General features: G+C 68.7%; 23 protein-coding genes and 2 pseudogenes. 15 read left to right on the top strand and 10 right to left on the bottom strand.

Going from position 1 to position 26,301, the window contains the following annotated elements; translation table 11 throughout:
* The first annotated feature begins 30 nt into the window (after positions 1–30).
* The 7 genes from FM069_RS01750 to FM069_RS01720 all read left to right on the top strand — a co-directional run bounded on the left by FM069_RS01750 (position 31) and on the right by FM069_RS01720 (position 8,269).
* Positions 31–1,266: an SfnB family sulfur acquisition oxidoreductase gene (locus tag FM069_RS01750; RefSeq protein WP_143486493.1), complete on the top strand. Its 1,236-nt coding sequence runs from the start codon at positions 31–33 to the stop codon at positions 1,264–1,266.
* 12 nt (positions 1,267–1,278) lie between these two features.
* Positions 1,279–2,496 (top strand): SfnB family sulfur acquisition oxidoreductase, encoded by a 1,218-nt coding sequence (locus FM069_RS01745; protein ID WP_143486491.1) that lies wholly within the window; start codon positions 1,279–1,281, stop codon positions 2,494–2,496.
* 10 nt (positions 2,497–2,506) lie between these two features.
* Entirely contained in the window at positions 2,507–3,895 is a 1,389-nt protein-coding gene (locus FM069_RS01740; RefSeq protein ID WP_143486489.1) for an LLM class flavin-dependent oxidoreductase, read from the top strand.
* Between the two features lie 69 nt (positions 3,896–3,964).
* Positions 3,965–4,756, top strand: coding sequence for a MetQ/NlpA family ABC transporter substrate-binding protein (locus tag FM069_RS01735; protein WP_143486487.1), 792 nt, complete (start codon positions 3,965–3,967; stop codon positions 4,754–4,756).
* A gap of 55 nt (positions 4,757–4,811) precedes the next feature.
* Positions 4,812–5,882, top strand: coding sequence for a methionine ABC transporter ATP-binding protein (locus FM069_RS01730; RefSeq protein WP_143486485.1), 1,071 nt, complete (start codon positions 4,812–4,814; stop codon positions 5,880–5,882).
* Positions 5,866–6,519 (top strand): methionine ABC transporter permease, encoded by a 654-nt coding sequence (locus FM069_RS01725; protein WP_143486483.1) that lies wholly within the window; start codon positions 5,866–5,868, stop codon positions 6,517–6,519. The genes FM069_RS01730 and FM069_RS01725 overlap by 17 nt, the downstream gene beginning before the upstream one ends.
* Before the next feature lie 94 nt (positions 6,520–6,613).
* Positions 6,614–8,269 (top strand): bifunctional protein tyrosine phosphatase family protein/NAD(P)/FAD-dependent oxidoreductase, encoded by a 1,656-nt coding sequence (locus tag FM069_RS01720; RefSeq protein WP_143486481.1) that lies wholly within the window; start codon positions 6,614–6,616, stop codon positions 8,267–8,269.
* Positions 8,270–8,410: 141 nt separating this feature from the next.
* Here the strand turns inward: FM069_RS01720 and FM069_RS22205 are convergent, their stop codons facing one another.
* The 3 genes and pseudogenes from FM069_RS22205 to FM069_RS01710 all read right to left on the bottom strand — a co-directional run bounded on the left by FM069_RS22205 (position 8,411) and on the right by FM069_RS01710 (position 10,821).
* Positions 8,411–9,274 (bottom strand): methyl-accepting chemotaxis protein, encoded by an 864-nt coding sequence (locus FM069_RS22205; RefSeq protein WP_407681551.1) that lies wholly within the window; start codon positions 9,272–9,274, stop codon positions 8,411–8,413.
* Positions 9,275–10,039: pseudogene (locus FM069_RS22200) on the bottom strand (MCP four helix bundle domain-containing protein); the annotation flags it as partial.
* Between the two features lie 134 nt (positions 10,040–10,173).
* The gene (locus FM069_RS01710; protein WP_143486478.1) at positions 10,174–10,821 is read right to left on the bottom strand and encodes a gamma-glutamylcyclotransferase; all 648 of its coding nucleotides are present in this window, start codon (positions 10,819–10,821) and stop codon (positions 10,174–10,176) included.
* Between the two features lie 319 nt (positions 10,822–11,140).
* Between FM069_RS01710 and FM069_RS01705 the strand changes: the two genes are divergently transcribed.
* The 3 genes from FM069_RS01705 to FM069_RS01695 are packed head-to-tail and all read left to right on the top strand — an operon-like array spanning position 11,141 to position 13,678.
* The gene (locus tag FM069_RS01705) at positions 11,141–12,088 is read left to right on the top strand and encodes an aliphatic sulfonate ABC transporter substrate-binding protein (RefSeq protein ID WP_407681550.1); all 948 of its coding nucleotides are present in this window, start codon (positions 11,141–11,143) and stop codon (positions 12,086–12,088) included.
* Positions 12,089–12,116: 28 nt separating this feature from the next.
* Positions 12,117–12,959 (top strand): ABC transporter permease, encoded by an 843-nt coding sequence (locus FM069_RS01700; protein ID WP_143486475.1) that lies wholly within the window; start codon positions 12,117–12,119, stop codon positions 12,957–12,959.
* A complete protein-coding gene (locus FM069_RS01695) occupies positions 12,956–13,678 on the top strand; it encodes an ABC transporter ATP-binding protein (RefSeq protein WP_143486473.1) in 723 nt (240 codons plus the stop codon). The genes FM069_RS01700 and FM069_RS01695 overlap by 4 nt, the downstream gene beginning before the upstream one ends.
* Positions 13,679–13,718: 40 nt before the next feature.
* Here the strand turns inward: FM069_RS01695 and FM069_RS01690 are convergent, their stop codons facing one another.
* From FM069_RS01690 to FM069_RS01675, 4 genes are all read right to left on the bottom strand, one after another.
* Positions 13,719–14,081, bottom strand: coding sequence for a response regulator (locus tag FM069_RS01690; RefSeq protein WP_143486471.1), 363 nt, complete (start codon positions 14,079–14,081; stop codon positions 13,719–13,721).
* A gap of 27 nt (positions 14,082–14,108) precedes the next feature.
* The gene (locus tag FM069_RS01685; protein WP_143486469.1) at positions 14,109–15,551 is read right to left on the bottom strand and encodes an ATPase domain-containing protein; all 1,443 of its coding nucleotides are present in this window, start codon (positions 15,549–15,551) and stop codon (positions 14,109–14,111) included.
* 476 nt (positions 15,552–16,027) lie between these two features.
* Positions 16,028–18,820: a response regulator gene (locus FM069_RS01680; protein WP_218570269.1), complete on the bottom strand. Its 2,793-nt coding sequence runs from the start codon at positions 18,818–18,820 to the stop codon at positions 16,028–16,030.
* 97 nt (positions 18,821–18,917) lie between these two features.
* Positions 18,918–19,565 (bottom strand): YceH family protein, encoded by a 648-nt coding sequence (locus tag FM069_RS01675; protein WP_143486467.1) that lies wholly within the window; start codon positions 19,563–19,565, stop codon positions 18,918–18,920.
* A 244-nt stretch (positions 19,566–19,809) separates the two neighbouring features.
* Here FM069_RS01675 and FM069_RS01670 point away from each other — a divergent pair, with 244 nt between their 5' ends.
* Entirely contained in the window at positions 19,810–20,067 is a 258-nt protein-coding gene (locus FM069_RS01670; protein WP_143486465.1) for a YjfB family protein, read from the top strand.
* Between the two features lie 3 nt (positions 20,068–20,070).
* On the opposite strand, the gene FM069_RS01665 is transcribed toward FM069_RS01670, so the two are convergent.
* A complete protein-coding gene (locus tag FM069_RS01665) occupies positions 20,071–21,237 on the bottom strand; it encodes an MFS transporter (RefSeq protein WP_143486463.1) in 1,167 nt (388 codons plus the stop codon).
* Between the two features lie 386 nt (positions 21,238–21,623).
* On the opposite strand from FM069_RS01665, the pseudogene FM069_RS22195 reads away from it, so the two are divergent.
* Together FM069_RS22195 and FM069_RS22190 are read left to right on the top strand one after the other, a co-directional pair.
* Positions 21,624–22,658: pseudogene (locus tag FM069_RS22195) on the top strand (HAMP domain-containing protein); the annotation flags it as partial.
* Positions 22,659–22,751: 93 nt separating this feature from the next.
* Complete coding sequence (locus tag FM069_RS22190) at positions 22,752–23,516, top strand: methyl-accepting chemotaxis protein (protein WP_407681549.1); 765 nt, start codon at positions 22,752–22,754, stop codon at positions 23,514–23,516.
* 36 nt (positions 23,517–23,552) lie between these two features.
* Here FM069_RS22190 and FM069_RS01655 read toward each other — a convergent pair whose 3' ends face one another.
* Together FM069_RS01655 and FM069_RS22005 are read right to left on the bottom strand one after the other, a co-directional pair.
* The gene (locus FM069_RS01655; RefSeq protein ID WP_143486460.1) at positions 23,553–24,500 is read right to left on the bottom strand and encodes a hypothetical protein; all 948 of its coding nucleotides are present in this window, start codon (positions 24,498–24,500) and stop codon (positions 23,553–23,555) included.
* Positions 24,501–24,514: 14 nt separating this feature from the next.
* The gene (locus FM069_RS22005; RefSeq protein WP_267904169.1) at positions 24,515–24,649 is read right to left on the bottom strand and encodes a hypothetical protein; all 135 of its coding nucleotides are present in this window, start codon (positions 24,647–24,649) and stop codon (positions 24,515–24,517) included.
* Here FM069_RS22005 and FM069_RS01650 point away from each other — a divergent pair.
* Both FM069_RS01650 and FM069_RS01645 read left to right on the top strand, forming a co-directional pair.
* Positions 24,648–25,166, top strand: a complete 519-nt coding sequence (locus FM069_RS01650; RefSeq protein WP_178106633.1) for a DUF4946 domain-containing protein — start codon at positions 24,648–24,650, stop codon at positions 25,164–25,166. The two genes, FM069_RS22005 and FM069_RS01650, sit on opposite strands and share 2 nt — an antisense overlap.
* 136 nt (positions 25,167–25,302) lie before the next feature.
* A complete protein-coding gene (locus FM069_RS01645; RefSeq protein WP_143486457.1) occupies positions 25,303–26,250 on the top strand; it encodes a sugar ABC transporter substrate-binding protein in 948 nt (315 codons plus the stop codon).
* The last annotated feature ends 51 nt before the right edge of the window (positions 26,251–26,301 follow it).

The following is a 26,301-nucleotide window of genomic DNA, read 5'->3' as shown; positions in this document are numbered from 1 at the left end:
CGCCGCATCAACGAAAGGTCGTTCAAGCGTATGCACAGCGAAACCGAACCCAAGGATTTTCGGGACCAGGCGCCACCGTTACTGCCGGCGGCGCGAATCGAAAACGATGCCCAGGCGCTGGAGGCCGCTCACGAGGTGGCCCGTGTCGCCCGGGAGGAAGCGGCCTTGCGCGACCGCGAACGCCAACTGCCCTGGCGCGAGCTGGAGCTGTTTACCCGCCTGGGCCTCGGCGGCATCGGTATTCCCCGCGCTTATGAGGGTGCCCAGGTGTCCTACGTGACCCTGGCCGAGGTGTTCCGCATCATCTGCGCCGCCGACCCGGCCCTGGGGCAGATCCCGCAGAACCATTTCGGCATTCTCAACGTGATCGACAACGTGGCCAGCGAGGCCCAAAAACGCACCCTGTTCGAGGGCGTGCTGGGGGGCCGGCGGATCGGCAATGCCGGGCCCGAACGCAACACCCGGCACACCCTGGACGTGCGCGCCCGGGTCGTGGCCAGCGCCGACGGCTACCGGGTGACTGGCGAGAAGTTCTATTCCACCGGCGCGCTGTTCGCCCACTGGGTGGCGGTGAAGGCCCTCGATGAGCAGGACCGTGCGGTGATGGTGTTCGTCGAGCGCGGCGCCCCCGGCCTGCGCATCGTCGACGACTGGTCCGGTTTCGGCCAGCGCACCACCGCCAGCGGCACGGTGCTGCTGGACGACGTGCCGGTGGCGGCGGACATGCTGATCCACAACGGCCGCCTGGCGGACGTCCCGAGTATCCAGGGCGCGGTGTCCCAGCTGATCCAGGCCGCCATCGACGCCGGCATCGCCCAGGCCGCGGTGGATGACACCATCGCCTTCGTCCGGGAGCGGGCGCGGCCGTGGGTGGACGCCGGCGTGGAACGGGCCGCCGACGAGCTCTACACCATCGCCGAGGTGGGCCGTCTGCAGATCGAACTGCACGCCGCCAATGCGCTGCTGGAACGGGCCGGCCGGGTGCTGGACGAGATCGCCGCCCAGCCCATCGATGCCGACGCGGCCGCACGGGCGTCCATCGCCGTGGCCGAGGCCAAGGTCCTCACCACCGAGATCAGCCTGCTGGCCAGCGAGAAGCTCTTCGAACTCGCCGGCAGCCGCGCCACCCTGGCCGAATTCAACCTGGACCGCCACTGGCGCAATGCCCGGGTGCACACCCTGCACGATCCGGTGCGCTGGAAATACCACGCAGTCGGCAACTATCACCTGAATGGCGCGCGTCCGGCGCGGCATTCCTGGATCTGAGGAGTGCTCCGGATGAGCCTTGCCCAATCGTTTCAACCCGCCACCGCGCCCGCCACAGCGCTGATCCGCGATGACGCCGACGCCCTGGCGGTCGCCCGGGACCTGGCCGGCCAGTTCCGCAGCGACGCGTCCCAGCGCGACCGCGAGCGGCGCCTGCCCCACGAGGAGCTGGAGGTCTTCAGCCGCAGCGGCCTGTGGGGGATCGTGGTGCCCCGGGAGTACGGCGGCGCCGGCGTGTCGCGGGTGACCCTTGCCCAGGTGGTGGCGATCATCAGCGCCGCCGACAGCTCCCTGGGGCAGATTCCGCAGAACCACTTCTATGCCCTGGAAGTGCTGCGGGTGAACGGGACCGACGCGCAGAAGCGTCGCCTCTATGCCGAGGTGCTGGAGGGGGCGCGCTTCGGCAATGCCCTGGCGGAGTTCGGCACCCGCACCGCCAGCGACCGCACCACCCGGTTGAGCCGCCAGGGTGACGGCCTGCGGGTCGACGGGCGCAAGTTCTACGCCACCGGCGCGCTGTATGCCCAGCGCATTCCCACCTCGGTGATCGATGACGACGGGGTGCAGCAGTTCGCCTACATTCCGCGCCAGGCGCCGGGGGTGCAAGTGATCGACGACTGGTCGGGCTTCGGCCAGCGCACCACCGGCAGCGGCACGGTGCTGTTCGACGGGGTGGCGGTGGCGGACGACGACGTGGTGCCGTTCCAGAGCGCCTTCGAGCGGCCCACCACCGTGGGGCCGTTCGCCCAGATCCTCCACGCCGCCATCGACGTCGGCATCGCCCGGGCGGCCTACGAGGATGCCCTGGTATTCATCCGCGAGCGCTCGCGGCCGTGGGTGGACGCCGGCGTGGAAAAAGCCGCCGACGACCCCCTGGCGATCCACGAGGTGGGCCGCCTGAGCATCCGCCTGCACGCCGCCGAAGCGCTGCTGGAGCGGGCCGGGCAGTACCTGGACGCCGCCACCGAGGCACCGGACGCCGAGCGGGTGGCCGCCGCCTCCATCGCCGTGGCCGAGGCACGGGCGCTGACCACCGAGATCGCCCTGTCGGCCGGCAGCAAGCTGCTGGAGCTGGCGGGCAGCCGCGGCTGCCTGGCCCAGGACAACCTGGACCGCCACTGGCGTAACGCCCGCACCCACACCCTGCACGACCCGGTGCGCTGGAAGTACCACGCGGTGGGCGACTACTACCTGAACGATCGCCTGCCGCCCCGTCGCGGCACGCTCTGAGGACCTCGCCATGGCGAAGAAACAGATGCGCTTCAATGCCTTCAGCATGAACTGCGTCGGCCACATCAACCACGGCCTGTGGACCCACCCGCGGGACCGCTCCACCGATTACCGCAAGCTGTCCCACTGGACCGAGCTGGCCACGCTGCTGGAGCGCGGGCTGTTCGACGGCCTGTTCCTGGCGGACATCCTCGGCGTCTACGACGTCTACCAGCAGTCGGTGGACCTGCCCCTGCGGGAGGCCATCCAGCTGCCGGTCAACGACCCACTGATGCTGGTCTCGGCCATGGCCCACGTGACCCAGCACCTGGGGTTCGGCCTCACCGCCAACCTCAGCTACGAGGCGCCGTACCCGTTCGCCCGGCGCTTCTCCACCCTCGACCACCTGACCGAGGGCCGGGTCGGCTGGAACATCGTCACTGGGTACCTGGAGAGCACCGCCCGGGCCCTGGGGGAGGGCCGGCAACTGGAGCACGACCGCCGCTACGACCGCGCCGAGGAATACCTGGAAGTCCTCTACAAGCTCTGGGAAGGGTCCTGGGAGGAGGGCGCGGTGCTGGCCGACCGCGAGCGCAGGGTCTACGCGCAACCGGACAAGGTGCATCGCATCCGCCACCAGGGGGAATTCTTCCAGCTGGACGGCTACCACCTCTGCGAGCCGTCGCCGCAGCGCACGCCGCTGCTGTTCCAGGCCGGGTCCTCCGACCGCGGCCTGGGCTTCGCGGCGCGCCACGCCGAATGCGTGTTCGTGTCCGGGCAGAGCCGCGACAGCACCCGGCGGCTGGTGGAGCGCATCCGCGCCGCCTGCGTGGAGCAGGGCCGGCCGGCGGACGCCGTCAAGGTGTTCATGGGCCTGTGCGTGATCGTCGCTCCCACCGAGGCGGAGGCGCGGGACAAGTACGACGACTACCGGCGCTACGCCAGCCCGGAGGCGGGCCTGGCCCATTTCAGCAGCACCACCGGCATCGACTTCGCCCGCTATGGCCTGGACGAGCCGATCCGCTACGAGAAGAACAACGCCATCGAATCGGTGGTGAAGAGCCTGACCGTGGCGCGTACCGACGCCACGGTGCGCCAGCTGCTGGAACAGATGGCCCTGGGCGGGCGCTACGTCACCCTGGTGGGCACCCCGGTGCAGGTGGCCGACGAGCTGGAGGCGTGGATCGCCGAGACCGGCCTGGATGGCTTCAACCTGACCCGCCTGGTGGAGCCGGAAAGCTACGCCGACTTCATCGACCTGGTGGTGCCGGAACTGCAGAGCCGGGGCGCCTACAAAACCGCCTACGCCGAGGGCACCCTGCGGGAGAAGCTGTTCGGCGCCGGCCATGCGCACCTGCCCGGGAACCACGCGGGCGCCCGCTGGCGCCCCGCCGAGGCGGCCCTGCGACGCCACGGCTGACTGGGCCGACAACGACCACTGGAGCGTCTCCAGCCCTCATCCCTTTCCTTGCATTACCGGGAGCGACAGATGCTCGAGTACATGAAGACCCTGACCCTTGGCGTGCTGCTGGCGGCCTCCGCACTGGCCCAGGCCGACGACACCCTGAAGATCGGCACCACAGCGGCCTTCGCGCCGCCCCTGGAAGTGGCCGTGGAGGAGGCGGCCCGCCAGGGCCTCCAGGTGGAACTGGTGGAGTTCAGCGACTGGAACGCGCCGAACATCACCCTGGCCAACGGCGACATCGACGCCAATTATTTCCAGCACATCCCGTTCCTGGAGAATGCCCGCAAGGAGGGCGGTTTCGATCTGAAGCCTTTCGCCCCCGGGGTGATCAACAACGTCGGCCTGTACTCGAAGAAGTACACCGACCTCGCCGCGGTGCCGGAGGGCGCCAAGGTGGCCATTGCCAACGACCCGGTGAACGGCGGGCGCGGCCTGCTCCTGCTGCAGAAGGCCGGCCTGATCCGGCTCAAGGACGGCGTGGACTACAAGGCCACCCTGGACGACATCGTCGACAACCCGCGGCACATCCAGATCATCGAGCTGGAGGCGGTGCAGCTGGCGCGGGCCCTGGACGACGTGGACCTGGCCCAGGGCTATCCCCACTACATCCGCCTGTCCGGGGTGATCGACCCGGAAAAGGCGCTGCTCTTCGACGGCATCGAGAACCGCGCCTACGTGATCCAGTTCGTCACCCGTAGCGACTACCGGGATGACGGCCGCCTGGGACGCTTCATCGATATCTACCAGCATTCCCCGGCCGTGCGCGCGGCCCTCGACAAGGCCCACGGCACGCTCTACCAGCCGGGCTGGGAATGACCCCTGGCGCCGGGCCGGCAGGCCCGGCCGTTCTCTGCATCCACGGAACTGACACATGGTGAGCTTCAACCGAAACCTTGCCCTGGAGGCGCCGCACATCCGCCTGCAGGGCCTGGGCAAGACCTACGCCGGCGGCGCCGGCCCGGTGGAAGCCCTGCAGGACATCGACCTGTCGATCCGCCGCGGGGAAATCTTCGGCATCATCGGCCGCAGCGGCGCCGGCAAGTCGTCCCTGATCCGTACCCTCAACCGCCTGGAATCCCCCAGCCGCGGCCAGGTACTGATCGACGGCGAGGACATCGCCGCCCTCGACGCCGCCCAGCTGGTACGGCTGCGGCGGCGGGTCGGCATGATCTTCCAGCACTTCAACCTGATGTCGGCGAAGACCGTCTGGCAGAACGTGGCGCTGCCCTTGAAGGTGGCGGGCGTGGCGCCGGCCCGGGTCCGCGAACGGGTCGACGAACTGCTGGGCCTGGTGGGTTTGCAGGACAAGCACGACGCCTACCCGGCCCAGCTCTCCGGCGGGCAGAAGCAGCGGGTCGGTATCGCCCGGGCCCTGGTGCACCGCCCGGACGTGCTGCTCTGCGACGAGGCCACCTCGGCCCTGGACCCGGAGAGCACCCAGTCGATCCTGGCGCTGCTGCGGGACATCAACCGGCGCTTCGGCCTGACCGTGGTGCTGATCACCCACGAGATGGCGGTGATCCGCGAGGTCTGCGACCGGGTGGTGGTGCTGGACAAGGGCCGCATCGTCGAGCAGGGCGCGGTGTGGGAGGTGTTCGGCGACCCGGCCCATCCGGTGACCCGGACCCTGCTGGGGGAACGCGAGCGGGGCCTGCCCGAGGACGTCCAGGGGCGCCTGCAGAGCCGCCGTCCGGCCGAGCCCGGCGACCTGCTGCTGGAGGTGCGCTTCACCGGCGCCGGCCGGCGCGAACCCGACCTGCTGGCCATCACCCAAGCCCTGGGGGCGCCGGTGATCCTGTTGCAGGGCGGGGTCGAGCGCATCCAGGGCCATGCCCATGGCCGCCTGCTGCTGCAGGTGGGCGACGATGGCGAGGACGTCCCGGCCCGGCTGCACGGGTTGGCGGATCACGTGGAGGTGCTGGGTTATGTCGTCCCTGTCTGAGCGCCTGCTGCACGCGCTGCTGGATACCCTGCTGATGATCGGCGCCTCCTCGCTGGTCGTCCTCGCCGTGGGCCTGCCCCTGGCCCTGGTGCTGGTCACTACCGGGCCGGGCGGGATCTTCCAGGCGCTGCCGCTGAATCGGGTCCTGGGCAGCGTGGTCAACGTCCTGCGCTCGATCCCGTTCCTGATCCTGATGGTGGCGCTGATTCCCTTCACCCGGCTGATCGTCGGCACCAGCTACGGCGTGTGGGCTGCGGTGGTGCCCCTGACCCTGGCGGCCACGCCGTTCTTCGCGCGGATCGCCGAGGTGAGCCTGCGGGAGGTGGACCATGGCCTGGTGGAGGCGGCCCAGGCCATGGGCTGCCAGCGGCGGCACATCGTCTGGAACGTGCTGCTGCCGGAGGCGCGGCCGGGCATCGTCGGCGGCTTCACCATCACGTTGGTGACCATGATCAACTCCTCGGCCATGGCCGGCGCCATCGGGGCCGGAGGCCTTGGCGACCTGGCGTATCGCTACGGCTACCAGCGCTTCGATACCCAGGTGATGCTCACGGTGATCATCGTCCTGGTGCTGCTGGTGACCCTGATCCAGTTCGGGGGCGATCGCCTGGCGCGCTGGCTGAACAAGCGCGGCTGAGGACCGCGTGCCCGGTCTGTGAAGGGCGACAAAGGAAAATTCACCTGCAGCGGCTACGCTGTGGGCTTCCTCTTCCCAGACAGGATGTCCGAGCATGGAAGCCTTGCAACGCCTCACCCCCTTCCTTTTCATCGCCACGCGCCTGGAGCCGGAGACGCTCCAGGCCCTGGGCGCCCAGCGGTTCCGCCTGCTGATCGACCTGCACTCGGGGGCGAGCGCCCAGTTGCCCCTGGCCGAGGAAGCGGGCCTGAACGGCCTCGACTACCATCCCCTGCCGCTCCACGGCCCGCAACTGACCGACAGCCTCGCCGATGCCCTGGCCCAGGAGCTGGAACGCAACGGGCCGGCAGTGCTCTATGGCGACGACGCCCAGGCCCTGGCCACCCTCTGGGCCCTGGCCGAGGCGCCACGCTACGAGGCCGATGCGCTGCTGAACCGGCTGGCCCTGGCCGGCTTCGACCTGCCACAGCTGCGCCCGCGCCTGCAGGCCCGCCGCACCGCGGCGATTCGCAACGGCAGCGTCCCGGGCGGGCCGATGGAGTACGACGTGGTGGTAGTGGGCGGCGGCGCCGCCGGGTGCGCGGTGACCGCCAGTCTGCTCAAGCGCGCGCCGTTCCTGCGCATCGCCGTGCTGGAGCCTTCGGAGCAGCACTACTACCAGCCCGGCTGGACCCTGGTGGGGGCCGGCATGTTCCAGCAGGACTTCACCCAGCGGCCGATGCGCCGTTGCATCCCCGAGCGGGCCACCTGGATTCGCCAGGCGGTACGGGCCTTCGACCCCCTGGCCAACCGTGTGCTGCTGGCCGACGGCAGCCGCCTGCGCTACCGCACCCTGGCGGTATGCACCGGGCTGGAACTGGCCTGGGGCGACATCGAGGGGCTGGAGGAGACCCTGGGGCGCAACGGCGTGACCTCCAACTACGCCTACCACCTGGCGCCCTACACCTGGCAGCTGGTACGCGAGCTGCGCCAGGGCCGCGCGCTGTTCACCCAGCCGCCGATTCCCATCAAGTGCGCCGGGGCCCCGCAGAAGGCTATGTACCTGTCCTGCGACTGGTGGCGGCGCGAGGGCGTGCTGGGGGACATCCAGGTGGATTTCTGCAGCGCCGGCACCGCGCTGTTCAGCGTCGAGGCTTTCGTGCCCTCGCTGATGCGCTACGTGGAGCGCTACGGCGCCCGGCTGAACTTTGGCGAAACCTTGGTGGCGGTGGACGGCCCGGCCCGGCGCGCCACTTTCCGGGTCGTCGACGGCGACGGCAGCCGCCTGGTGCAGCGCGATTTCGACCTGCTGCACGCCGTGCCGCCCCAGCGCCCGCCGGAGAGCGTGCGCACCAGCCCGCTGGCCAATCCCGAGGGCTGGCTGGAGGTGGACCCCTATACCCTGCAGCATCCCCGCTTCGCCAACGTCTTCGGCCTGGGAGACATCATCGGCGCGTCCAACGCCAAGACCGCGGCGGCGGTGCGCAAGCAGGCCCCGGTAGTGGCGGAGAACCTCCTGCGCACCCTGGCCGACGAGGCCCCACGGGCGCGCTACGACGGCTATGGCGCGTGCCCGCTGACGGTGGAGCGGGGGCGGGTGGTGCTCGCCGAGTTCGGCTATGGCGGCCGCCTGCTGCCCAGTTTCCCCGGCGACCCGCGGGTTCCCCGGTGCAGTGCCTGGGCCTTGAAGACCCGGGTAATGCCGCGGGTGTACTTCGACCTGATGCTCAAGGGGCGCGAGTGGCTGACCGCCAGCCGGGCCGAGCCCTAGGTCTGGCCCGGTAAAAGCGGGCGCCTGGGCGGGGTCCCCGTCGAAAGGCGGTCGGTCACTGTGAGTGAACAGCCCTCCACTGCGCATGCCCATCATGCCGGCGGTACACGACGCGCATGACGCGCCGCGTCCCCGGTCGCTTCACAGGCGGAACCGGTCGATGGCCTGGCGCAATTCCCCGGCCAGGGCGGTGAGGCGGGCGCTGGCCTCCAGGGTCTCCGACGAGCCTTCGGCAACCCGCAGCGAGGCGGCGCTGACGCTGGACACGTTGCGATTCAGCTCGGCGGCCACCGCGGACTGTTCCTCCACCGCCGAGGCGATCTGGTCGTTCATGGACGACAGGCCGTTCACCGCCTGGTCGATGCGCTCGATGGAGCGGTTGGCCTCCCGGGACTGTTGCACACTGTCGCGCATGATCGACTGGCTGCTCTGCATCGCCTCGCCCACCTGGCCGCTGCGGTTCTGCAGGGCGGTGATCAGGGTGGTGATCTCGACGATGGAGTCCTGGGTACGCTTGGCCAGGGTGCGCACTTCGTCGGCCACCACGGCGAAGCCGCGGCCCTGTTCCCCGGCCCGGGCCGCTTCGATGGCGGCGTTCAGCGCCAGCAGGTTGGTCTGCTCGGCGATCTTGCTGATGGCGTCGGTGATCCGCCCGATGCTGGCGCTGTCGCCCTGCAGGGCCTGGCTGGCGGCGTCGGCCTGTTCGATGCCTTCGGCGGCGCGTTCCACATGCTGGGTGGCCTGCTGCACCACGCCATGGCTGGTGCGGCTCTCGCGAGTCGCCTGTTCGGCGGCGCTGGCGGCCTCCACGGTGGTGCGCGCCACGTCCTGGAAGCTGGATTCCATCTGGTTCATGGCGGTGGCGATCTGCTCGATCTCGCTGCGCTGGCTGCGCAGCACGTCCGCCGCCTGGACCGACAGCGCATTGACCCGGCGGGTCGAGCCTTCCAGGGTATCGACCCCGGTGCGGATGTCGCCGATCAGCCGGGTGATGCCGCCCTGCATGCCGGCGAAAGTACGGGCCGCGGTGCCCAGCTCGTCGTGGGCGAAGGACGCGAGATCCAGGGGGTGGCCCAGGTCGCCACTGCCGACCCGCTCCATCTGCTGGTTCAGGGTGGCCAGGGGGCGGCCTATCTTGCGGCCGATGGTGCGGGCCATGGCGACGATGAACAGACCCATGAACAGGCCGATGCCCAGGGTGGCGTAGGTGATCCGGGCGATCAGCGACACCTCGTCCCGGCGCAGGACATTGGCGTCCTCGATGATCCGCACCTGGATGTCCTTGAGCTGGCCGACGATGGCGTCGAAGGGCACCAGCATGTTGGTGAGGATTTCCACCCGGGCGCGGGCGATGTCGCCGGCATCCACCAGGTCCACGTAATGGGTCTGCATGGCCTTGTAGTCGGCCAGGCGCCGGCGGATGTCGGCTACTTGGCCAGTCAGGCTCGTGTCCCGGGTCAGGCGCTCCATGTTGACCAGGGATTGCTCCACGGCGACGTCGTTGGCGTCGATCTTCGCCTTGATGGTGCGGTGCTCGGCCTCTTCGGTGGTGAGGCCGTAGTCCAGGGCGAAGCGGCGGTAGGTGACGGTGGTGTAGCGCAGGTCGGAGATGGCGCTGAGCAGGCTGACATTGCGGTCCACCAGGGATTCCACGGTACCCTGGATGCGGTTGAGGGACAGGTAGAGGTAGAGCATCAGGCCCAGCATGGCGGCCAGGATGATGCCGAACGTCAGCAGCAATGACTGTTTGATGGAGATTCTGGACAGCATGGTAGGCCTCGGGTCGATGGCGGGCGCTGCGGCAGCGCGGGCGCCTCGAATCTGGCCGAATGGCCATGGCCGATCAACCGGGCCGATTTTATCGCGGCGATAGATTTCGCCGCGTGCGCCGCGAATCCGCCCGTTCAGGCTTCCTGGCGCTGGCAGCAGCGGGCGAGGGCGGCCTCCAGGCGGCGGTCCGGCATGGCGTGGGTGCGCAGCGCGCGAACGGTCTGCTCCACGTAATCGCGGGTGCTGCCGTAGTGGCCGCGGGCGTCGGCGAACACCTGGCTGATCACGTGGTCCGGCAGGCTGCCGGCGTAGCAGGGCTGGTCCCGGCGCAGCACGAAGCACAGCGCCGGCACCCGGCTGCCGTCGTCCAGGCGGCAGGTCAGCCACTTCGGCTTGTAGGCGGCGTCGGGCATTTCCCGCTGCCAGAGGGCCAGCAGGTGAGCGTCGCGGTCTTCGTCGGGCAGCCGGTAGGCGAACCCCGAGCAGGAACCGCCGCGGTCCAGCCCGAGCACCAGCCCCGGGCATTCCGGGGTGCCGCGATGGATCTGCGACCACAGGTAGAGCCCCCGGTGATAGCCATGCAGCCGGGCGCGGCGGGCCTCCACGGCCGGGCATTCCGGCCGCCAGATCAGCGAGCCGTAGGCGAACAGCCAGAGCGGGCCGCCCGGATGCAGGCGCAGGGTGGTTTCCAGAGAGGCGAGCAATTCGCCGGGCGTGAGGCGCGCCGACGGGGAGCGGGGCGTGGCGGGGTGAGATTCGGTGTTTCGGTCGGGACTGGTCATGACGGCGAGAGAACGTCTGGGGCGTACGGACGGGGTCACTATAAACCCGCCTTGGGCCCGCTTCGAAACCGGTCGCGCCGAACGGCGCACTGTTGGCCGGGCAACAGTCGTTCCACAGCCATGTCCGCCAGGCAGCGCCTCGTACGGCTTCCATTCGAGCGAAAACCCGGCGCGCCGGGGCCTTCGCCCCTTGGCATGGCCGCTGCAACGGGAGCCGGGACGCTTCCGTCCTTCCGACACCGGTATCGAGGAGTTGCCCGTGCCCACGTTGTTCCAGACTGTCTCCACCGTATCCCGACGCGCCTGGCGCACCCTTGGCCTGCTGAGTGCACTGCTGCCCGCGGCCGTGAGCGCTCCCCTGGCCCATGGCGAGGAGGCTCCCGCGGCCATCCGCCTGGACTACGCCTACTACTCGCCCACCAGCCTGGTGCTGCGCCATTTCGGCTGGGTGGAGCAGGCGTTTCCCGGTACGCCGGTGAACTGGGTGCTGAGCCAGGGCAGCAACCGCTCCCTGGAATACCTCAATGGCGACAGCATCGACTTCGCCTCCACCGCCGGACTGGCCGCCGTGCTGGCCCGGGCCAACGGCAGCCCGGTGAAGACCGTCTACATCGCCAGCCGCCCGGAATGGACCGCCCTGGCGGTGGCCAAGGACTCGCCGCTGAAATCCCTGGCCGACCTGAAGGGCAAGAAGATCGCCGCCACCAAGGGCACCGACCCCTACCTGTTCACCTTGCGTGCGCTGCAGCAGGCCGGGCTGGGCAAGGATGACGTGGAGCTGGTCCACCTGCAGCACCCGGACGGCCGGGTGGCCCTGGAGCGGGGCGACGTGGACGCCTGGGCCGGCCTCGACCCGCACCTGGCCGCCAGCGAGCTGCAGGCCGGCTCGCGCCTGCTCTACCGTAGCCTGGATTTCAACAGCTACGGCGTGCTCAACGTCACCGAGGCTTTCGCCACCGCTCACCCCCAGACCATCGAAACGGTGTTGCGCGCCTACGAGCGTGCCCGCCACTGGGCGCTGGAGCACCCGGACGAGCTGGCCAAGCTGCTGGCCGAGGCGTCCGGGTTGCCGCTGGAGGTGGCGCGTCTGCAGCTGCAACGCACCGACTTCAGCGACCCGCTGCCCGGCGAGCGGCAGGTGACCGCCCTCAAGGCCGCGGCACCGATCCTGGTATCGGAAGGGCTGGTACGCCGGGGCGTGAACGTCGATACGGTGGTGGAGCAATTGATCGAGCCGCGTTTCGCCCGCGCCGCGGTGGCGCCATGACCCACGCATCCGTCCGACGGGCGCAGCCATGAGCGCCGATTCCCGCGCCTGGCCCACGGGGCGACGCCGGGCGATCCTGCAGGGCGCCTGGCGCACCCTGGGGCCGAGGCTCAAGGGCCTGGTCCTGCCGGTGACCCTGCTGGCGACACTTGAAGTGGCCGCGCGCCTGGGCTGGGTACCGGCCTACCAGATGCCCGCGCCCAGCGAGGTGCTGCTGACCCTGGGCGAACTGGCCGATGGCCCGCTGTGGAAGCACATCGGTGCCAGCCTGGCTCGGGTGGCCCTGGGGTTCGCCATCGGCGCCGGCCTGGCGCTGGTGTTCGCCGTCTGGGTGGGCCTCAGCCGGGAGGCGGAGCGCTACCTGGAGCCGACCTTCGCCGCGTTGCGGGCGATCCCCAGCCTGGCCTGGGTGCCCCTGTTGCTGCTGTGGCTGGGCATCGACGAGCGTTCCAAGGTGGTCCTGATCGCCATCGGCGCGTTCTTCCCGGTCTACCTCAACGGGGTCGCGGCGATCCGCGGCATCGACCGCAAGCTGGTGGAAGTGGGCCACCTGTATGGCTTCGGCGCGCTGCGCCTGACCCGTCGCATCCTCCTGCCAGCGGCCCTGCCGGGCCTTTTCACCGGCCTGCGCAGCGGGCTCGCCCTGGCCTGGATGTTCCTGGTGGCTGCCGAGCTGATTGCCGCCACCCGCGGCCTGGGATACCTGCTCAGCGATGGCCGGGAAACCTCGCGGCCTGACCTGGTGCTGGCCGCCATCGTCGTCCTGGCGCTGCTGGGCAAACTCAGCGACGGCCTGCTGGCCGGGCTGGAGCGCCGCTGCCTGGGCTGGCGCGACACCCTGGGCGAGCAGCAGGGGGAGGTGCGGTCATGAACGATGTCCTGCTGGACGTGCGGGTGGTGCATAAACGCTATGCGGGCGCCACCGTGCTGCGCGACATCCACCTGCGCCTGCAACGGGGCGAGCGGGTCAGCCTGCTGGGCCCCAGCGGTTGCGGCAAGAGCACGCTGCTGCGCATCGCCGCCGGCCTGGAACGGCAGTTCGACGGCGAGCTGCAGCGCGCCTCGCCGGACCAGGCTTCGGTGGCTTTCGTGTTCCAGGAACCGCGGCTGATGCCCTGGCTGACGGTGGCGCAGAACATCGGCTTCGCCGACGGCGCGGCCTGCGACCGGCAGCGGGTCGACATCCTCATCGCCGAGGTGGGCTTGGACGGATTCGCCGAGGCGCTGCCCAAGCGCCTGTCCGGCGGCATGGCCCAGCGGGCTGCCATCGCCCGGGCGCTGTATGGCCGGCCGGCGCTGCTGCTGCTGGACGAGCCCTTCAGCGCAGTGGATGCATTCACCCGCATGAAGCTGCAGGACCTGTTGCTGGACCTGGCCCAGCGACACCATATCGCACTGCTGCTGGTGACCCACGACGTGGACGAGGCGCTTTACCTGGGCGACCGGGTGCTGGTGATGGAGAATCGCCCCAGCCGCATCCGCCACAGCCTGGGAGTGGACCTGTCGCAGCCCCGGGACCGGCGCGACCCGCGACTGGCGGCGCTCAAGGCCGAGGCCCTGACCGCGCTGCACGAGGCTCATGTGATCTGAAGGAAGGGAAGAGGGCGCATCCACGGATGCGCCTGGACGACTACGACGGTGGGCCGATCAGTTCCTGGACCTTGGCGACCACCGCGAAGATGTCGAAGGGCTTGTCGAACACTGCGTTGAACAGGTGCTCGTTGGCACGGCCCACGCTGCCCTGGGCGCCGCTCATGAGGATGATGGGCATCTCCGCGGACTGCGGCCGTGCCTTCACTGCGGTGGCGAACTCCAGCCCGTCCATGACCGGCATCATGAAGTCCGTGATGATCAGTTGCGGGCGCTCGCGCTCCAGCACGTCCAGGCCTTTGCGGCCGTTGCTGGCCTTGACCACCATGTAGCCTTCGTCCTCCAGCGCGAACGCCAGGATATCGGCTATCAGATATTCGTCATCGACAATCAGGATCGTCATGGCTGGCCGTTCTTATTACTTACGACCTTATTCGGTAGGCAACGGGATAGCGGAACCTGAGAGCACCGTGGCTGCGTTTTTGAATGCCTTGCTGAGATCGATGCCATGTTCGTTCAGGACGACTTCGAAGAGTGAGGAATCGTAAAAACTGTCGCGCATTTTAAGAATGGACAGCAGCCGCTTGAGTTCCGAGTTCAGCTCGACAAAGCGCATCAGGAACAGGTTGTCGACGATGCTGGACAACTCAGGGCCTGGTGCATGGATGTCCGAACCGAACAGATCGCGCATCTCCCATGTCGCAAAGACAGTGACACCACGGGCTCGCAGCTCGTTCATCAAAACTGAGAAGAACTCGACCAGGCGGCCGGGCGTGGAGGCGAGGCGGGCCATACCGCCCAGGCTGTCGATCATCAGGCGCTTGACCCCGCGGGCTTCCACCTGCCGCAGCAGATTGGCGCCGACGGCGTCGATGTTGCCCTCAGTGGAGGGCTGCCAGAGGATGTCCAGGGCGCCCTGTTCGATCAGGGAATCGAAGTCCAGGCCGATGCAGCGGGCTTTCAGGCGCACCCGCTGGGGCGTCTCGTAGAAGCCGAACAGCAGGCCCGGCTCCTCCTGGCTGGACTGACCGAGGAAGTGCAGGCCGAAGCTGGTCTTGCCGATGCCGGACGGACCGATGGCCAGGCTGACGGAGGAGCTGGGCAGTCCGCCGCCGATCAGCGAGTCCAGGGAGCCGACGCCGCTGCGCACCCGTGTCAGGTCGGCGCTGTCGGGACGGGTGGGTCGGCTGAGCATGCTTTCCAGGCGTGGGTAAACCACCAGGCCGTCGTCGGTGATCACGCAGTCGTGCAGGCCGGAGAGGGCACCGCTGCCGCGGGTCTTGCGCAGTTGGATACGACGAACCGAACGCACGCCGCAGAGTTCTTCGCCCAGTTCGATCACCCCGTCCACCATGGTGTGCTCCGGGCTGCCTTCGTCCAGCCGGGAGCTGGTGAGGAACAGCACGGTGCAGCCGGCGAAGGCCGCATGGCCTTGCAGTTCGGAGATGAATTTCTTGGTGTCGATGGTGTTTTCCGCCCGAGAGCGGGCGTTGAGCAGGCCGTCGACGATCAGCAGGCTGGCCTTCTGCCGGCTGATTTCCCGGCGCAGCAGCTTGACCACTTCGTCCAGCCCCTCGTTCTCCAGGGTGTCGAAGGCGCTGACGAACTGGACTTCCGCGCCGATCCGATTGGGATCGAAGAAGCTCAGGGTCGAGAGGAACTGGAACAGCCGCTCGTGGGTTTCCGAGAGCAGGGTGGCGACCAGCACCCGACCGCCTTCACGCACATGGTTGAAGGCGACCTGGTTGGCGAGAATGGTTTTGCCGGAGCCGGGGCGGCCCTGGATGATGTAGGAAGCACCCGCGACGAGCCCTCCCTTCAGCAGCGTATCCAGCCCTTCGATACCGCTCCGAAAGCGTGTTAAACGTTCCAAGGTCCTGCCCCGAAAAAAAGGATGAGCGAAAATAGCCCACCTGAGCGTCCGGCGAAAGAGGAAGTTGCCACTGCAAGCGGAGGGCGATGGACTGTTTTTCGCGGTTTGAGTTCCATCGCTCTTGGATGCAGGTGTCTGGCTGCCCTGGCAGGCCTCTTTCGAGCCGCTGATTTCACCACGAATGAGGTACGGGCGTACCTTTTTTCTGCCGCTATGGCGTGATGTGATTCGCCCATGGCGCTGAATGGGCTTAGACCGCGCCAACTCTCCAGCGCAGCTACCCGGTATTATCCACAGATGGCTGGCAATGGCCGTGACACCAGGCCGCAGCAAGGCGGGGCTGCGTTCGAATCGCCGTGCGGTGTCAGACCCGGAGTGCGAGTGATCAAAAAACGCCCGTAGCCCACAGCCGTTGCGCGGCGAACCATCGGGTCGCCCGGTGGAGCAGGTGAAGCAGATCCCCCGTACCGCTTGGATCAGGGCTCGCTGGGTTCCAGGGCTTCGGCCGTGGCATAGCCCAGCAGCTCGCGGATCTTCTGGGCCAGGTCCTCCAGGCCGAACGGCTTGGTCAGCAGGTCCATGCCGTCCTCCAGGAAACCGCTGGCCGAGGTGGCGTTCTCCGCATAGCCGGTCATGAACAGGATGCGCAGGTCCGGGCGCAGGGCGCGGGTCCGCTCCACCAGCCGGCGGCCGTCCAGGCCTGGCAAGCCGATGTCGGTGATCAACAGGTCCAGCGGTTGCGAGGATTCGACGATGCGCAGGCCGCTGGGCCCGTCCACCGCCTCCAGGGTACTGCAGCCCAGGTCATGCAGCACTTCCACCACCAGCTCGCGCACCGCCGGCTCGTCCTCCACCACCAGCACCACGTCACCGCTGGCCTGCTCGTCGGGCAGGCCGTTACCGCTCGGCGGGGTAGGTGTGGGTGCGGGGCCCAGGTAACGGGGCAGGTAGAGGCTCACCCGGGTGCCCTTGCCAGGGTTGGAGTCGATGGTGGCGCCACCCTCGGACTGGCGCGCGAAGCCATAGACCATGGACAGCCCCAGGCCCGTGCCCTGGCCCATGGGCTTGGTGGTGTAGAACGGTTCGAAGGCCCGCTCCAACACGTCCCGGGGCATGCCGGTGCCGGAGTCGACCACGCTGATGCATACGTAGTGGCCGGCCGGCAGTTGCTGGCCGCCGCTGTTCAGCGGCTCGCGCAGCGGGGCGTTGCGCGTCTCGATCACCAGGCGGCCGCCGTCGGGCATGGCGTCCCGGGCGTTGATGGCCAGATTGAGCAGAGCGCTCTCCAGCTGGTTGGAGTCGCAGCGGGTCTGCCAGAGGTCGCGGGCGGTGTGGAATTCCAGGGCGATGGTCTCGCCGATGCTGCGCAGCAGCAGGTCCTGGATCGACGCCACCAACTGGTTGGCATCCACCGGCCGGGGCGCCAGGGGCTGGCGGCGGGAGAAGGCCAGCAGGCGGTTGGTCAGTGCCGCGGCACGGTTAGCGGCACCGGTGGCCACCTCGATGTAGCGCTCCAGGTCCTGGCCGCGGCCAGTCTCGATGCGCCGCTGCATCAGGTCCAGGGAGCCGAGGATGCCGGTCAGCAGGTTGTTGAAGTCGTGAGCGATGCCGCCGGTGAGCTGGCCGACCGCTTCCATCTTCTGCGCCTGGCGCAGGGCTTCCTGCACCACCTCGCGCTCAGCCGCCTCGCGCTTGAGGTCGCGTAGAGCCAGGGCCAGGGCGTCGGTGCGTTCGGCCACCTTGGCTTCCAGGGTTTCGTTGAGCCGTTTCAGCGCCGCTTCCGCGTTGATCTGCTCGGTGAGGTCGTTGCCCTCGACGAAGATGCCGGACACCGAGCCGTCGGCGTCGAGAATCGGCTGGTAGATGAAGTGCAGGTAGCGGGTTTCCGGCATGCCGCCGGGCTGGCGGGTCAGCACGATGGGGACGTTGCGGCCGACGTAGACCTGGCCGCTGCGGTAGACCTCGTCCAGGCGCTCGAAGAAACCCTGGCCGGCGATCTCCGGCAGCGCTTCCCGTACCGTCTGCCCGATTTGGATAGGGTGCCCGACCAGGTCCAGGTAAGCGTCGTTGGTCAGCTCGAAGACATGCTCGGGGCCGCGCAGCACGCAGATGAAGCTGGGCGCCTGCTGGAACAGCCGGTGCAGGTGGTCGCGCTCGGCGGTGCGCTGCTCCACCTCGGCGATCAGCCCGGCGTTGGCCCGCCGCAGTGCTTCCGCCGCCTGCTTGCGCATGCGCACGATCTCGGTGAGGGTCTGGGCCCGCAAGCGCTCCGCCTGGTAGGCGTCGACGCTGGCCAGGGTCGAGGCGATCTGCCCGGCCAGCAAGCCGATGAAGCCCGGGTAGTCGGTGTCATGAGGGCGGAACGGGTTCAGCGCCACCACCAGGAAGCCCAGGGGCCGGCCAGCGCCCTGGCCGGCGATGGGGATCAGCGCCACCTTGCGCGGCGGCCGTTGCCAGGCGCCGCAGGGCAGGGCGACGGCCTGCGGGGGAATGGCCAGTTCCAGGCTTTCGCCTTCGAGGATGCGTTCCAGCTGCCATTCTCCCCGCGCCTCCAGGCCGACGATCTGCCGGGCGTAGGGGTGATCCCGCTCTATCCCGCTGGTGCACGCCAGGTGCGCGACCTCCGACTGATCGAAGACATAGGTGAGGGTGAAGGGCAGGTCGTGGGGGTTTCCGCCCAGGGCGGTGGCCACTGCGCGGAACAGGTCCTCGCGGTCGTCCACCCCGTTGAGGGCGGCGGCCAGCTCCCGCAGGGACGCCAGGCGCCGTTCGCTGACCACGCGCTCGGTTTCCTCGGCCACGGCGCAGAACAGCCCGGCCACCTGGCCCTGGTCGTCCAGCAGCGGGCTGTAGGAGAAGGTGTGGTAGGTTTCCTCCGGGTAGCCAGCGCGCTCCAGAATCAGCAGCAGGTCGCGGTCCCAGGTGGACAGGCCCTGCTCGTAGACGGTCTGGACCCGGTCCCGCACCGCGTCCCAGACTTCCGCCCAGACCTCGCGCATCGGCCGGCCGAGGGCCGTGGCGTGCTTCATGCCGAGGGTCGGGCGATAGGCATCGTTGTAGAAGAAATGGATGTCCGGTCCCCAGCCCATCCACATGTCGAAGCGCGACGTGAGCAGGATGCGCAGTGCCAGTTTCAGGGACTCGGGCCAAGCCTCGGGCGGGCCCAGGGCAGTGGCCGCCCAGTCGTGGCGGCGCATCAGCTCGGCCATCTCGCTGTCGCCGATGAACACGTCGGCGTGGCTCGCCGAGGAAGGTGAAGACGGTGTCACGGAACGATTCCTGTTCGGGAAGGCCTGGCCGGTTCCTTGTGCCAGGCGGGTCGGGTCGCGTTGGGGACGCGCTGCAGCAGGCCCGGGGCGCGCCGCATCAGGCCGGGTTCTCCAGGGCCGCCAGGCGTGCCTCGAGGGCGGCGATGCGGGCTTCCAGTTCGTCCAGGCGGCTGTCCGCCGGGGCGCCGCGCTCGGCGCGTTCGCTGCGCTCCGGGCGGGTCGCCAGCAGGGCCTGGGTATCCGCCGGGTCCGCCAGGGTGGTTACGTAGCGATCCTCGCGCTGGCCGGACTGGCGCCCCACCTGCTCCACGAGACCGCGCTGGCGCAGGCGCTCCAGATGATGCTGGACCTGGTCGAGGTCTTCGAAGTCGTGCAGGCGCGCGCTGCGGGTCAGCAGTTCGCCCAGAGTCTGGGGCCCGCGCAACAGCAGCAGGCCCAGCAGCACCACCTGGGGCGCCACCAGTTCCAGGGTCTTGTCGGCGCGGTGTTCCCAGCGGTCGGCGCGGCTGCCCATCACCAGGCGGGCGAGGCCGTGGCCTTCGAGGGCACGCAGGCCTTGACCGACCTGGCCGGGGGTGAGGTTCATCAGGGGCTCGCGGCTGGTCTTCTGGTTGCAGGCCAGGACCAGGGCGTTGAGGGTCAGGGGGTAGGCTTCCGGCGTCGCGGCCTGTTTCTCGATCAGGCAACCAAGAATGCGCGCCTCGTGGGCATGCAATGGCGTGACCGTGTCCGCTTCGTTGGACATGTGCAACTCCCTGACGGTGACAAAGGGCCCTAGCCTAGCCTGATCGACGGGTAGTTGTCATAACCCGTGGCCCTCCCGAGGCCTGTTCCCGGGCGCCCAAGGAAGAAAACGCGCGTTCCATCACGACCTTTCATCGGACAGCGGTCAAGAAGCGTCCGTATTGGCCGATAGGGCCGAAACCACCAGGCGGGTTCGATGGGTCGAACCTTGCAGGCCTCTCCGCCCTTCCGAGGAGGAATCCACCATGGACATTTCCCGTATCGCCAGCGCCGTTTCCCAGGCCAGTGCCACTGCCAGCGCGGCGGTGGGCAACGCCAGCAATGCCAGTGCCGGCGACATCATCGCGGCGAAAGATGCGCAACTGTCGTCGGACGTCTCGGTCCTGACCCTGAAGAAAGCCATCGACATGCAGGCCCAGGGCGCCATGGCGCTGATCGAGGCGATCCCGCAGCCTGCCAGCAACCCGCCGCACCTGGGCAACACCATCGACGTGCGCGCCTGAGCCTCAGGCGCCGATCCGCGCGCTGGCCGCCACGACCAGCAGCAGGGCCGCCACCCCTAGCAAGGCGAAGGGCAGTCCGATGCCCTGGGCCACCAGGCCGATCAACGCCGGCCCGGCCAGGATGCCCGCGTAGCCCAGGGTGGTCACCGCTGCCACCGCCTGGTGGGAGGGCATCAACTGCTGCCGGCCGATGGCCGAGTACAGCACCGGCACGATATTCGACGCCCCCAGCCCCACCAGGGCGAAGCCCAGCAGCGCCAGGTGCCACTCGCTGGCCATGACCGCCAGGGCCAGGCCCGCCGCCGAAAGCAGTCCCCCTCCCAATAGAATTCGCCTGCCTCCCAGTGCCCTCACCAGGCGATCGCCCGTCAGCCGGCCCAAGGTCATGGCAAGGGCGAAGGCGGTGTAGCCCAGGCCCGCGCCCGCAGCCGGCAACTGGCCACGGGCGGTGAGCAGCACCGCGCTCCAGTCGAGGATCGCGCCCTCGGCGAGGAAGCTGATGAAAGTCAGCAGGCCGATGAACAGGACGATACCGTGGGGCAGGGCGAAGCCGCGTCCCTGGCTGTCGCCCTCGGCGTAGGGCAGCAGATGACGGCCGGCACCGCCCAGGGCCAGCAGGATCAGCGCGCTCACCGCCAGCGCTGCCCAGAGCGGCGTAGCTCCCTGGGACAGCAGCAGGCTGACGCCGCCGGCCCCGGCGATCCCGCCGACGCTGAACAGCCCATGGAAGCCCGACATCAGCGCCCGGTCGCCGGCCTTCTCCACCAGCACCGCCTGGATGTTCACCGCTACGTCCACCGTGCCCACCCCGGCGCCGAACAGAAACAGGGCCAGGGCTAAAGCCAGGGGTGCATCCAGGGTGGCCAGCAAGGGCAGGGTGACGGCGATCACCAGGGCGGCGCAGACGATCAGCAGGCGGCAACCCAGGCGCGGCGCCAGCAGCCCAGTCAACGGCATGGTTACGAGGGAGCCCACCCCCAGGCACAGCAGCAATAACCCCAGGCTGGCTTCGTCGAGCCCGGCGCGCTGCTTGGCATAGGGAACCAGGGGCGCCCAGGCGGACATGCCGAAGCCGGCGATGAAGAAGGCCACGCGGGTGGCGACCCGTTGCGCCAAGCCGATGGGCGCGGAGGCGGTTGCGGGAAAGCCCGCAGGGGTGGCTGTCGGCATGCACGCCTCCGTCATCGTGTCGAAAGCATCCTGACTGACCGGTTGTCGCCAAGGTTCAACTGGACGCCCCGGAGAGCCGCCGGGGGCTGGCGCCCCGCAAGGGGCTTCCGTACCATCCGCGCGCCCCGGTTTCGCCTCTCCATTTTTCGCCCCTTCGTTCGTTTCCTGGCCATCCGCCAGGCGACGCGGCGTCGTGCGGCGCAGGCGGCGCCATCAGGTCCAGCAGGAAACGTCATCGCGCGATGGCAAGGTGAGGCGAGCGCGCCGAGGCAGCGGGTTTACCCAGCGGTAAACGAGCAGCTCCCGTGCGCCAAAGGCGCCTCGTCGAGTGCGGTCGTTCCTATCCCCAGATTCCTTTCCCTTCGTGCCCCGGGTATTGCAGTCCCATGTACAACTCCTTGAAATTCAGCCACAAGATCCTCCTGGCCGCCTCCCTGGTGGTCACGGTCGCCTTCGCCTGTTTCGTCCTGTTCAACGATTACCGGCAGCGGCAATCGGTGCGGGCCGACGTGCAGTCGACCCTGCAATCCCTCGGCGACCTCAGTTCGCGCAACATCCAGAACTGGCTGGAAGGACGCATCCACCTGCTGGAGTCCATCGCCCAGCAGGTGGAACGCCAGGGCGAGAACGAGGTGCCGACCCGGGCGATTTCCCTGCCGGTCTACGGCGGCAGCTTCCAGCTCAGCTACTTCGGCGGCCAGGACGGCTCTATGGTCTCGGTACCGGCGGGCAACCGCGCGGCGGACTACGATCCGCGAACCCGCGGCTGGTACCAGGCCGCCAGCGGCGCCCATGCCACGGTGGTCACCGAGCCGTACATCGCCGCCTCGTCCGGCAAGCTGGTGATCACCATCGCCACCCCGGTCCGCGCCGCGGGCCGCATGCTGGGGGTGGCCGGCGCCGACATGGACCTGGAGGCGATCACCGCCATCATCAATTCCCTGGATTTCGCCGGTCACGGCCATGCCTTTCTGGTGGACGCCAATGGCAAGGTGCTGCTGCATCCCGACAAGGATGCGTTGCTGAAGCCACTGGCCCAGCTCTATCCGGCCGGCGAGACGCCCCGGATCGTCCAGGGCGTGCAGGAAGTACAGGGCGCCAAGGGGCCGGAGTTCGTGTCGTTCATGCCGGTGCGCGGCGTACCGTCGGCCAACTGGTACGTGGGCCTGGTGCTGGACCAGCAGCAGGCCTACGCCATGCTCAGCGAGTTCCGCACCTCGGCGATCCTGGCGACGCTGATTGCGGTGGTGGCCACCATCCTCTTGTTAGGCATGCTGATTCGCGTGCTGCTGCGGCCGTTGCACCAGATGAGCCTGGCCATGGAAGACATCGCCCAAGGCGACGGTGACCTGACCAAGCGCCTGGATGCCGAGGGCAAGGACGAATTCGGCGAGCTGGCCAAGGCCTTCAACCATTTCGTCGGGCGTATCCACGCCTCGATCCGTGAGGTGTCCTCCACCACCGCCCAGGTCAACGAAGTCGCCAAGCTGGTGCTCAACGCCTCCAACTCATCCATGAGCAACTCCGACGAGCAGGCCCAGCGCACCAACAGCGTGGCCGCCGCCATCAACGAGCTGGGCGCCGCCGCCCAGGAAATTGCCCGCAACGCCGCGGATGCGTCCAACCAGGCCTCCGAGGCCCGGGTGCAGTCCGAGGATGGCAGTCAGGTGGTAGAGCGCACCATTCGCGCCATGAGCGAGCTGTCGGCGAAGATCAGCGGTTCCTGCGCCAACATCGAGGCCCTCAACAGCAAGACGGTGAACATCGGGCAGATCCTGGAAGTGATCAAGAGCATCTCCCAGCAGACCAACCTGCTGGCACTCAACGCCGCCATCGAGGCCGCCCGGGCGGGCGAAGCCGGTCGCGGCTTCGCCGTGGTGGCGGACGAGGTGCGCAACCTGGCCCACCGGACCCAGGAATCGGCCCAGGAAATCCAGAAGATGATCGAGGAGCTGCAGGTGGGCGCCGGAGAAGCGGTCACCACCATGACCGAGAGCCAGCGCTACAGCGAGGAAAGCGTGGAGATCGCCAACCAGGCCGGCGAGCGCCTGAGCAGCGTAACCCATCGCATCGGTGAGATCGACGGCATGAACCAGTCCGTGGCCACCGCCACCGAGGAACAGACCTCGGTGATCGAGACCCTGAACATGGACATCACCGAGATCAACACCCTCAACCAGGAAGGCGTGGAGAACCTTCAAGCCACGTTGCGTGCCTGCGCCGACCTGGAACGGCAGGCGGCGCGGCTGACCGTGCTGGTGGGCAGCTTCAGGATTTGACGGCGCCGGCCGCCCCCATCCGTCGAGAACGGGCGGTCACTCGCTGGAGAAAATGCGCGAATCCGGGCGCCGGTCCGGATCGCCGCAGGCTTCCCGGGGTAGCAGGGTCGGCGGCGGGCACTGCCGCAGGTCCTTCATCAGGGCGTCGGTGCGCTCCTGGTAGCGGGCCGCGGTCTCGCCTTCCGACGGCTCGCCCTGGGCGCTGACGAAGCGATATTGCAACAGGCTCAGGCGCCGGTTGGCGCTGAAGGTGGTCTGGTACTGCAGCACCAGGCGGCGGGCATCCAGGTCGATGCCCAGCAGCACCGGGCGCATGGGGAGCGGGATCATCCGTCCATGGCGATAGCCGAGGTAAAGGAAGGGTTGGTCCAGGGAGGGCAACTCGATCCGCTGGTTGCTGCCCTGCCCGGTTTTCTGCAGGGTCAGGCGCGCCGCCTCCGGCAGGTACCCGTCCAGGCGTACGCCCCGCGTCACCGGCTGGTCGCCTACGCAGGGGATGAAGCTGTATTCCGGCGTGCGGGCCCGGGGGCCGGTGTAGGTCATGCGTCCGTCCGCATCGGCGCTCAGGGGACGCAGGGGCTGCGCCGCGCCGCGGGCGTCGGCGATACCGTGCAGCTCACCGCCCTTGACGAACACCGCTGTGTAGGGGAACCACGAGGTTCGCTGGTTCTCGCCGCCGCCGTAGCGCTGGCAGGTGAGGTCATGGGAGGGGTCGTCGTCCAGGCTCAGCAGCGGTTCGCCTTCGTCGGCCAAGGTCAGCTGGCCACGGTCGTCGATGTCGTAGGTGATCTTGGTGACCACCGACCAATAGGTACCCGCCGGGTCTTCCGCCTGCAGTAGCGCGAAGGGGAAGGGCGTGTAGTTCTTCTGCTCGGGCGCCTGGTCGCTGTCGTGGAAGGAGGCGCAGGCCCCCAGCAGGGCGCATGCGCAGAAGAGCGCGATCTGCCGACCGAAGGGCAGGGGGGCGGGCGGGCGAACAGTCATCGCAGGAGTCCTCGTCAGGCAATGGTCTTGTCGAGCCGGCCGATGGAAGCGGAACGCTTCGCAAAAAGCCACCGGCGGTGCATGCTTCGGCCTTCGGGCGGCGCGAACGTTCCGCCCATCACCGTTTCGCTTGCCGCCAGGTCCGCCATGCGCCGTCTGCTCGTCCTGTTACCTTGCCTCGCCCTGCTGGGCCCGGTTTCCGCCGCCGGTTCGGAAGACCGTCAGGTGACCTGGCCCGCCGGCTGGGTAGTGACCGCCCTGCCGGCCCCGGGGCAGGCGCCGGGGGACATCCGCGAGCGGGCCAACCCGCCAGGCGACGGCAGCCCACTGCTGATCATGGAGTTCACCCGCACCGCTCAGCACGAACCGGACATCGACCTGCGCAAGGTGCTGACCCACATGCGCAAGGCGGTGCAACTGGAGACCTTGCGCCAGGGCCTGCATACCGCCTGCACGCCTCCCCGGGAGAGCACCTTCGGCCGCCTGCCGGGCCTCGAGACCACCTGCACCACCCGGCGCGACGACGTGGACCTGATGCGCCAGACCCTGCTGGTGGCCCTGGGGGAGGGCGCGGCCTATTCCCTGTCCTACGCCGGCGAAGCCCAGCGCTATGCCGACTCCGCAGCCCTGATCGACCAGGTGCGGGCGAGCCTGGACCCTCACTGAGGCCCCGCATTCGTACCCCGGCGCCAGCAGTTCGCCGTCGTTGACAAAGGCCGACCGCTTTTCCATAGTTCCGCCACGCAAACGTTTGCCTAAGCGCGCGTTTGCATAAAAACGACAAAAAAACTGGAGTCATCCCATGAAGCTGCCGGTCCCCGGGCGCCTGTTCGCCTTCGCTTTCCTCGCCAGTCTGCCGTTCTCCAGCGTCCACGCCGAGGCACCGGCCAAGCCCAAGGTGGCGCTGGTGATGAAATCCCTCGCCAACGAGTTCTTCCTGACCATGGAAGACGGCGCCAAGGCTTACCAGAAGGACCACGCCGAGCAGTTCGACCTGGTGTCGAACGGCATCAAGGACGAGTCCGACACCGCCAACCAGATCCGCATCGTCGAGCAGATGATCGTCTCCAAGGTCGACGCCCTGGTGCTGGCGCCGGCCGACTCCAAGGCCCTGGTGCCGGTGGTGAAGAAGGCGGTGGACGCCGGCATCACCGTGATCAACATCGATAACCGCCTGGACCCGGACGTCCTCAAGAGCAAGGGCATCGCGGTGCCCTTCGTGGGCCCGGACAACCGCAAGGGCGCACGCCTGGTGGGCGACTACCTGGCCAAGCAGCTCCAGGGCGGCGACCAGGTGGGGATCATCGAGGGCGTGTCCACCACCACCAACGCCCAGCAACGTACCGCCGGTTTCAAGGACGCCATGGAAGCAGCCGGGATGAAGGTGGTCTCGGTGCAGTCCGGCAACTGGGAAATCGACAAGGGCAACGCCGTCGCCTCGGCGATGCTCAACGAGTACCCCGAACTCAAGGCGTTGCTGGCCGGCAACGACAGCATGGCCCTGGGCGCGGTGTCCGCCATTCGCGCCGCTGGCAAGGCCGGCAAGGTGAAGGTGGTGGGCTACGACAACATCAAGGCCATCAAGCCGATGCTCAAGGATGGCCGCGTGCTCGCCACCGCCGACCAGTTCGCCGCCAAGCAGGCGGTGTTCGGCATCGAGGCCGCCCTCACGTCCCTGAAGGGGGAGAAGGCCGAGGGTGATGCCAGTGGCGTCATCGAGACCCCGGTGGAGCTGGTCACCCAGCCCTGACCCGCCCTGCGCGGTCTCGCCGGGGTGCGCTCCGGCGAGACCGCGGTTTCG

Source organism: Pseudomonas mangiferae, assembly GCF_007109405.1.
Classification (GTDB): Bacteria; Pseudomonadota; Gammaproteobacteria; order Pseudomonadales; family Pseudomonadaceae; genus Pseudomonas_T; species Pseudomonas_T mangiferae.
Note: the sequence above shows the minus strand (reverse complement) of the source record. Positions and strands in the feature narration are given on the sequence as shown.

Coding starts and splice junctions, on each gene's coding strand:
- FM069_RS22205 (WP_407681551.1), bottom strand. CDS start 9,274: ATGCAGGGCGGCATCACCCGGCTGATCGGCGACATCCGCACCGGGGTC.
- FM069_RS01665 (WP_143486463.1), bottom strand. CDS start 21,237: ATGCCGACAGCCACCCCTGCGGGCTTTCCCGCAACCGCCTCCGCGCCC.
- FM069_RS01675 (WP_143486467.1), bottom strand. CDS start 19,565: ATGTCCAACGAAGCGGACACGGTCACGCCATTGCATGCCCACGAGGCG.
- FM069_RS01730 (WP_143486485.1), top strand. CDS start 4,812: ATGGTGAGCTTCAACCGAAACCTTGCCCTGGAGGCGCCGCACATCCGC.
- FM069_RS01720 (WP_143486481.1), top strand. CDS start 6,614: ATGGAAGCCTTGCAACGCCTCACCCCCTTCCTTTTCATCGCCACGCGC.
- FM069_RS01745 (WP_143486491.1), top strand. CDS start 1,279: ATGAGCCTTGCCCAATCGTTTCAACCCGCCACCGCGCCCGCCACAGCG.
- FM069_RS01650 (WP_178106633.1), top strand. CDS start 24,648: ATGCGCCGTCTGCTCGTCCTGTTACCTTGCCTCGCCCTGCTGGGCCCG.
- FM069_RS22190 (WP_407681549.1), top strand. CDS start 22,752: ATGAGCAACTCCGACGAGCAGGCCCAGCGCACCAACAGCGTGGCCGCC.
- FM069_RS01645 (WP_143486457.1), top strand. CDS start 25,303: ATGAAGCTGCCGGTCCCCGGGCGCCTGTTCGCCTTCGCTTTCCTCGCC.
- FM069_RS01710 (WP_143486478.1), bottom strand. CDS start 10,821: ATGACCAGTCCCGACCGAAACACCGAATCTCACCCCGCCACGCCCCGC.
- FM069_RS01735 (WP_143486487.1), top strand. CDS start 3,965: ATGCTCGAGTACATGAAGACCCTGACCCTTGGCGTGCTGCTGGCGGCC.
- FM069_RS01655 (WP_143486460.1), bottom strand. CDS start 24,500: ATGACTGTTCGCCCGCCCGCCCCCCTGCCCTTCGGTCGGCAGATCGCG.
- FM069_RS01740 (WP_143486489.1), top strand. CDS start 2,507: ATGGCGAAGAAACAGATGCGCTTCAATGCCTTCAGCATGAACTGCGTC.
- FM069_RS01670 (WP_143486465.1), top strand. CDS start 19,810: ATGGACATTTCCCGTATCGCCAGCGCCGTTTCCCAGGCCAGTGCCACT.
- FM069_RS01725 (WP_143486483.1), top strand. CDS start 5,866: ATGTCGTCCCTGTCTGAGCGCCTGCTGCACGCGCTGCTGGATACCCTG.
- FM069_RS01690 (WP_143486471.1), bottom strand. CDS start 14,081: ATGACGATCCTGATTGTCGATGACGAATATCTGATAGCCGATATCCTG.
- FM069_RS01700 (WP_143486475.1), top strand. CDS start 12,117: ATGAGCGCCGATTCCCGCGCCTGGCCCACGGGGCGACGCCGGGCGATC.
- FM069_RS01695 (WP_143486473.1), top strand. CDS start 12,956: ATGAACGATGTCCTGCTGGACGTGCGGGTGGTGCATAAACGCTATGCG.
- FM069_RS22005 (WP_267904169.1), bottom strand. CDS start 24,649: ATGGCGGACCTGGCGGCAAGCGAAACGGTGATGGGCGGAACGTTCGCG.
- FM069_RS01750 (WP_143486493.1), top strand. CDS start 31: ATGCACAGCGAAACCGAACCCAAGGATTTTCGGGACCAGGCGCCACCG.